Source organism: Brevundimonas sp., assembly GCF_036659295.1.
In the GTDB taxonomy this organism is placed as follows: domain Bacteria; phylum Pseudomonadota; class Alphaproteobacteria; order Caulobacterales; family Caulobacteraceae; genus Brevundimonas.
Genome location: NZ_JAVXCU010000033.1, coordinates 21289 through 27288 on the forward strand (window position 1 = coordinate 21289; position 6000 = coordinate 27288).

The 6000-nt window shown below is 62.1% G+C and carries 6 protein-coding genes; 3 read left to right on the forward strand and 3 right to left on the reverse strand.

Annotation, left to right across the window (positions count from 1 at the left end; all coding sequences use genetic code 11):
- Positions 1–79 precede the first annotated feature (79 nt).
- Positions 80–457, forward strand: a complete 378-nt coding sequence (locus RSB01_RS07915) for a hypothetical protein (protein WP_332590008.1) — start codon at positions 80–82, stop codon at positions 455–457.
- Positions 458–478: 21 nt separating this feature from the next.
- Here RSB01_RS07915 and RSB01_RS07920 read toward each other — a convergent pair whose 3' ends face one another.
- A complete protein-coding gene (locus RSB01_RS07920; RefSeq protein WP_332590009.1) occupies positions 479–1267 on the reverse strand; it encodes a TSUP family transporter in 789 nt (262 codons plus the stop codon).
- A gap of 76 nt (positions 1268–1343) precedes the next feature.
- On the reverse strand, positions 1344–2564 hold the full coding sequence (locus RSB01_RS07925; protein WP_332590010.1) for a hypothetical protein: 1221 nt from the start codon (positions 2562–2564) through the stop codon (positions 1344–1346).
- Between the two features lie 322 nt (positions 2565–2886).
- Between RSB01_RS07925 and RSB01_RS07930 the strand changes: the two genes are divergently transcribed.
- Positions 2887–4689 carry a long-chain-acyl-CoA synthetase gene (locus tag RSB01_RS07930; protein WP_332590011.1) on the forward strand — a complete coding sequence of 601 codons (1803 nt, stop codon included), beginning with the start codon at positions 2887–2889 and terminating at the stop codon, positions 4687–4689.
- 82 nt (positions 4690–4771) lie between these two features.
- On the opposite strand, the gene RSB01_RS07935 is transcribed toward RSB01_RS07930, so the two are convergent.
- The gene (locus tag RSB01_RS07935; protein WP_332590012.1) at positions 4772–5566 is read right to left on the reverse strand and encodes an alpha/beta hydrolase; all 795 of its coding nucleotides are present in this window, start codon (positions 5564–5566) and stop codon (positions 4772–4774) included.
- Between the two features lie 127 nt (positions 5567–5693).
- Here RSB01_RS07935 and RSB01_RS07940 point away from each other — a divergent pair.
- Positions 5694–6000: motility-associated protein (locus RSB01_RS07940; protein ID WP_332625271.1), on the forward strand; the 307-nt coding region annotated here is incomplete at its 3' end.

The following is a 6000-nucleotide window of genomic DNA, read 5'->3' on the forward strand; positions in this document are numbered from 1 at the left end:
GCTTCCTCAACCCGCAGTTAACCCGATGGGTCCAGCTTGGAAGATGCACCCTCGCGCCGTTCCAGTTTAGGCCAGATCCATGTCCTCTATCCTGACCCAGAGCTATCGCCGCCAGAAGGACCATTTCCAGCCCGAGGATATGGACCCCGCCGAACAGCGCCGCCTGCGCGGTCAGCTGGAACAGATCGACTACACTGCCTATGTCGCCAACCGCGAGATCATCGCCAATACGCTGGGCAAGATCACCACTGCGGATTTCGAGCAAATGGCCGCCCGCACGGCACAGGCCCGCGCCCGCTGGGTCGCAGAGGCTTTGCGCCTTACCCATTCGGGATCACCGGTTACGCCCGACCAGACGGCCCGTCTGGTCAGTGCGCGCACCGCCTATGAGGAACTGGCCGAAGCCTATGAGGGTCTGCGCCGCATGCTGGAACGCGGCTACATCACCCTCTCCTAAAGCCTCGAACTGGCCTAAAGCCTAGAACAGCCCCATCAGCCACATCCGCAGCGGATTGGCCGGATCGGACAACAGCTTGGCCACCATTCCCAGACAGATGACCACCAGCAGGGGACGGATCAGGCGCGGCCCGAACCGGATCGCGGCATGTGATCCCAGCCAGCCGCCCAGAACCTGTCCCAGCGCCATCAACAGGCCAATGGCCCACAAAACGTGGCCACCGACCGCAAACACCGCCACCGATACGGCATTGCTGGAAAAGTTCAGCGCCTTGGTGTGCGCCGTCGCCCGCGTCAGCCCCATGCCCAGCAAGGTCACCAGAGCCAGCGCAAAGAAAGATCCCGTACCCGGCCCGAAGAAGCCGTCATAAAAGCCGATACCGCCCGCCACCGCACCAAAGGCCAGAGGCGTCATGCGGGCGGTCACATCCTGATCGGTCGCCTTGGGCCCGAACAGGAAATACAGCGCAATCGCCACCAGCAGCACCGGCAACAACACCATCAGCCATTTGGTGTCGGCAAAACTGACGGCAATTGCGCCCAGTATCGCCCCGATCACCGTGGCGATCAGCGGCCATTTCAGCAGGGCAAAATCGATCTGGCCCTTGCGCCAAAAAGTATAGGTGGCTGCGGCTGTACCGAAACTGCCCTGAATCTTGTTGGTGGCGATGGCAGCGACAGGACTGACCCCCACAGCGAGCAGGGCCGGAACCGTAATCAGTCCCCCTCCGCCCGCGATGGCATCGACAAAACCGGCCAGAACCGCTGCACCAAACAGCAGCGCCACGATTTCAGGCGTCATCTCAAACATTTACCAACCACCCCGACAGGCCACAAACCGCAAAGACGCGGCGCATCCCTGCTGCCGCGCCTGTATCAAACCCCGTCTAGTCCAGTTTTTGCGGACGTGTCACCACAGGGGCATCGGGATTGGTCTGGGCAGGCGCAGCCGCTGTCGGCGGCGGGCCTTGCTCGACCACAGGGGCCTCGACAGGCGGTTGCACCACGATGGGCGCAGGCTGTGTCGGGGCGGGTGCGGCTACAACCGGCGGGTTTGCGGGGGTAACCTCGCGGGGGGCCAGATTGCGGTCCTGATTGCGGCTTGGGGTTTGCACACGGGGCGCGGTCACGTCACGGGCCGGTTGCGGTGCCGCCTGCTGCGGTGCGGGGGCCACGTCCACAGGCTGCGGCGCTGCGGTCGTAGGTGTCACCGTTTCAGGCGCGACAGGCGGGGTTTCAGGGGCCGCCACCTCGGGCGCGGTCATTTGCGGCGCGACATCGGGGACCGTAGGCGCTGAAGGCTCGCGGTTCATCCACCAGAACAGCGCGCCCGCCGCCACGACCAATGCACCCGCGGCCACAGCCCATTTACCCCATGCGGGTGCGGGCTTCATCGCCACAGGCTTTGTCTGCACAGATGCGTCGGTCACAACACCAGCCACCGGACGGCGTGGCGCCACCACCGGTTCCAGTTCGGACATCACAACGATGTCCTCTTGCGGGGCGGGTTGAATGGGTTCTGGCTGCGGTGTGATTTGGGGGGCCGCTTGCGGCGTTGCCGGTTTGGCCTTGGGCACCAGCGAGCCGGACAATCCGCGGGCCGGTGCAGGCTCTGCCGGTGACGTCACCGTCTGGCCTACGGGGGCCGGTGTGGCCGGTCGTTGCGGCACATTGGAGAAACCGCCCAAGCCGGTCAGGCCGCCACGCGGCGCACCTTGCGGTGGATTAGCTGTACGCGCCGCTTGCGGAATATTGCTCCCGCCTGCGACGCCGGATGCCGCTGCGCTGCCGGTGGCCACCGAACCCTTGACCGTAGGCTTTACCGCTTGCGGATGAGGCGGCATGGCCATCAGACGTGCCAGACCCTCGTCGCGCGGCAAGGGACCTGCGCGGAACACCGGTTGAGGCGGACGCCCCCACACGATCCGGCCACGCTGGAAACCCGCCGCCGCATCCGGCGTCGTACCTTCGACAGGCGGTTGCGCAGCCGGATTTTCACCCTGCGGCGTCTCGCCATTGTTTGGGCCAGAGTTTGAGGACGACTTGGACGACATACGCTCTCCAACATTCCGCTCGGTTGCGGACAGACCATCAACAGATGCAGACAAATCTAAGGCCTTGGCCGACATCGCCAGCCATCCGCCAGAATATAAATCGCCGATATCATATTCGCAGACCTCTGGCGCGGCCAATGCGAGTGTCTGCGTTCGGCCAAAACTGCTGTGCAGCTGCTCCGCCTGCACAAGATTGCCTCGCTTCACCCGGAGTTTACCTAAGGTCGCCCGCTATCTTGACCTTGGGTTAGACAAAAAGACGCAATCTTCGCAGTTTTACGTAACAATGACCCAAAGCCCCGCTTCCGGCTGTTGACCGCGCCCGACAGGCCGTTCATCACAAAAGAAAATACACAAAGGGAAAGGTGACGCGCTCATGGGTATGGTGGCGAACATCAAGCAAGAAATCCGCTTTGTCGGAGGCTTGTTGCGCCTCTTGAAAAGGATCAAGCCCATCACGCTCGACAGTGATGTACTGATCTGCGACGACATCGAAGAGGCCGTCGACAAATACCCTGACAACATCGCCTTCGAGGACGAGACGCGCAAACTCACCTATCGCGAGTTTGAAGCCCTTGCGAACCGCTATGCCAACTGGGCGGCCGGTCGCAATCTCAAGCGCGGCGATACCATCGCCCTGATGATGCACAACCGCGTGGAATATGTGGCCGCATGGTTCGGTTTCGCCAAGGTCGGCGTCGCCACCGCTCTCATCAATAACAACCTGACCGGTCCGGCTCTGGCCCACTGCCTGAACATTTCGGGGGCCTTTAATGTGGTGTCCGACGAGGACTGCTGGAAGGCGGTCGATGATACGCGCGGTCTGGTGGACCGCGACATGATGCTGTGGGTGCTGGGTCTGGGCGAGGCCAACGAGAGCAATAACCGCCGCGATTTCGACAATGCTGTCCGCAGCGCCTCTTCGGTCCGTCCCCAGCGTAGCATCCGCAAGGGTCTGACCAACCGCGACACCGCCCTTTATATCTTCACCTCGGGCACCACCGGCCTGCCCAAGGCCGCGCGGATCACCCATACCCGCGCCCGCACCTATATGCGTGCCTTTGCCGGAGCCACCGGTTCGACCCAGAAAGACGTGCTGTTCAACGTCCTGCCGCTGTACCACTCGACCGGCGGTCTGGTCGGTGTCGGCTCGGTGCTGCTGAACGGCGGCCGCGTCGTGACACGCCGCCGCTTCTCGGCCACCCATTTCTGGCCCGACGTCAAAGCGACGGGCGCGACCATGTTCGTCTATATCGGCGAGCTGTGCCGCTATCTGGTCAACTCGCCGCAAAACCCCGACGAGCGCGCCCACAAACTGCGTCTGGCCTTCGGTAACGGCCTGCGTCCCGATGTGTGGGAAGAATTCCAGGGCCGATTCAACATCGGCAATATCCTCGAATTCTACGGCTCGACCGAGGGCAATGTCTCGCTGTTCAACTTTGGCGGCAAGGCCGGTGCCATTGGCCGCGTGCCCGGCTATCTGAAGTCACAGCTGAACCTGCGCATCATCGAACTGGACGATAATGGCGAGCCGGTCCGCCTGCCTAACGGCCTGTGCAAACTGGTCCGTGTCGGCGATACGGGCGAGGCGATCGGCGTCATCGGCAGCTCGGTGAAGCACGACTTCACCGGCTATGCCGACAAGGCCGCCACGCAGAAAAAAGTCCTGACCGACGTATTCAAAAAGGGCGACCGCTGGTTCCGTACCGGCGACCTGATGCGTCAGGACAAAGAAGGCTATGTCTTCTTTATGGACCGTCTGGGCGACACCTTCCGCTGGAAGGGCGAGAACGTCTCGACCGCCGAGGTCGAACAGCATCTGTCCGAAGCCGAAGGTGTGCAGGAAGTCATCGCCTATGGCGTCGAAGTCCCCGGTCAGGATGGCAAGGGCGGCATGGTGGCGCTGGTGCTTGATCCCGACACCGCCTTCAATGCCAAGGCCTTTGCGGCCCGTGCCGAAGCGGAACTGCCCACCTATGCCCGCCCGATCTTCGTGCGGATTATGGAATCGGCCTCGACCACCGGCACGTTCAAATACCGCAAGGTCGATCTGGTGGCCGACGGCTTCGATCCTGACAAGATCAAGGGCATCATCTATGTCCGTGGCGGTGATGACGGCTATCAGGAAATGACCAAGGCGATGCGCAAGGACATCCTGTCGGGCAAGACCCGCCTCTAGGACACTGCCCTCGCCTCAAAAGCAAAAGAGCGACGCTGTGAACGGCGTCGCTCTTTTTTTATGCCCGTAACGGGAAACAGACCTAGCCGATGGCGTCCGCAAAGGCCCCGATCTCGGCCAGCACCTGATCGGTGGCCTCGCGGTGCGGCATGTGGCCGATGCCCTCCATCATCAGCATCCGTGCCTCGCCGCCGCTCAAGGCCGCGATCATCTGCGGGTGCTGTTCACTGCCGAACTCGTCATTTTGGCCATGCATGGCCAGTACTGGCACCTTGATACGGGGCAGCACCGTTTCCAGCGACCAGTCCGCATAGTCTGGTGCCATCCATGTCTCGATCCACGCATCCAGCACCCAGCGCGCCCGCGCCCCATGATAGCGGGCCAGACGCTCGACCTGACCGTCCTGCGCAAAGGCCAGCTTTGCTTCGCGGATACCTTGCAAGGTGCGCTCTTCGACAAAGGTTTGCGCCGCCATGGTCACGACACCGGCAACCTGAGCACCCAAGGCCGCCGCTGCGGCCAGCGACATACCGCCGCCGACACTGTGGCCCAGCAGGATGACCCGCTCCAGTCCCAGTGCCTGCATCACCGGCACAATGCCCTCATACGCCTCGTCGGCAATAAAGCTGGCGGCTACAGGTTCGCGGCGCACGACCGAGCGGCCAAAACCTGAGCGGTCATAGGCCACAACCGTGCGCCCCGTGGCCTGTGCCAGCTGTTGCGGAAAGTCGCGCCACAGCGACACCGCCCCCAGCGAGTCATGCAGCATCAGCAGGGGCAGTTTGCTCTCGTCCCCCTTCCACACCTGCCCATACAGCAGGCCGTGAGGGCTATGGGCACTAAATTCGGTCGGGGTGATCGCAGCAAACTCGGACATGGGACTGTCCATAGCCAACGAATATAGGCTGCGCCAATCCCGGAAATGCTTGCGGTTGAAACCTCGCCTTAAGCATTAACCTTCACAAGAAGTCCCAGTTTGAACCATTCCAGAGCCTTGGTCGCCCATGTTCCAGATTATCGGCATCATTATGCTGTTCGCCATGGTGTTCGGCAGCTTCCTGCTGCACGGCGGCAAGATGGCGACCATCCTGTATTCGCTGCCCTATGAGCTGATGGCGATCTTCGGGGCCGGTATTGCGGCCTTTTTGATCTCCAACTCCATGCCGGTCATCAAGGGGACGCTGGCGGGTCTGGGCAAGTGTTTCAAAGGTCCGAAGTGGAAAAAGCAGGACTATAAGGACCTGCTCAGCCTGCTGTTCCAGCTATCCAAGACTATGAAGTCCAAGGGCGTCATTGCGCTGGAAAGCCATA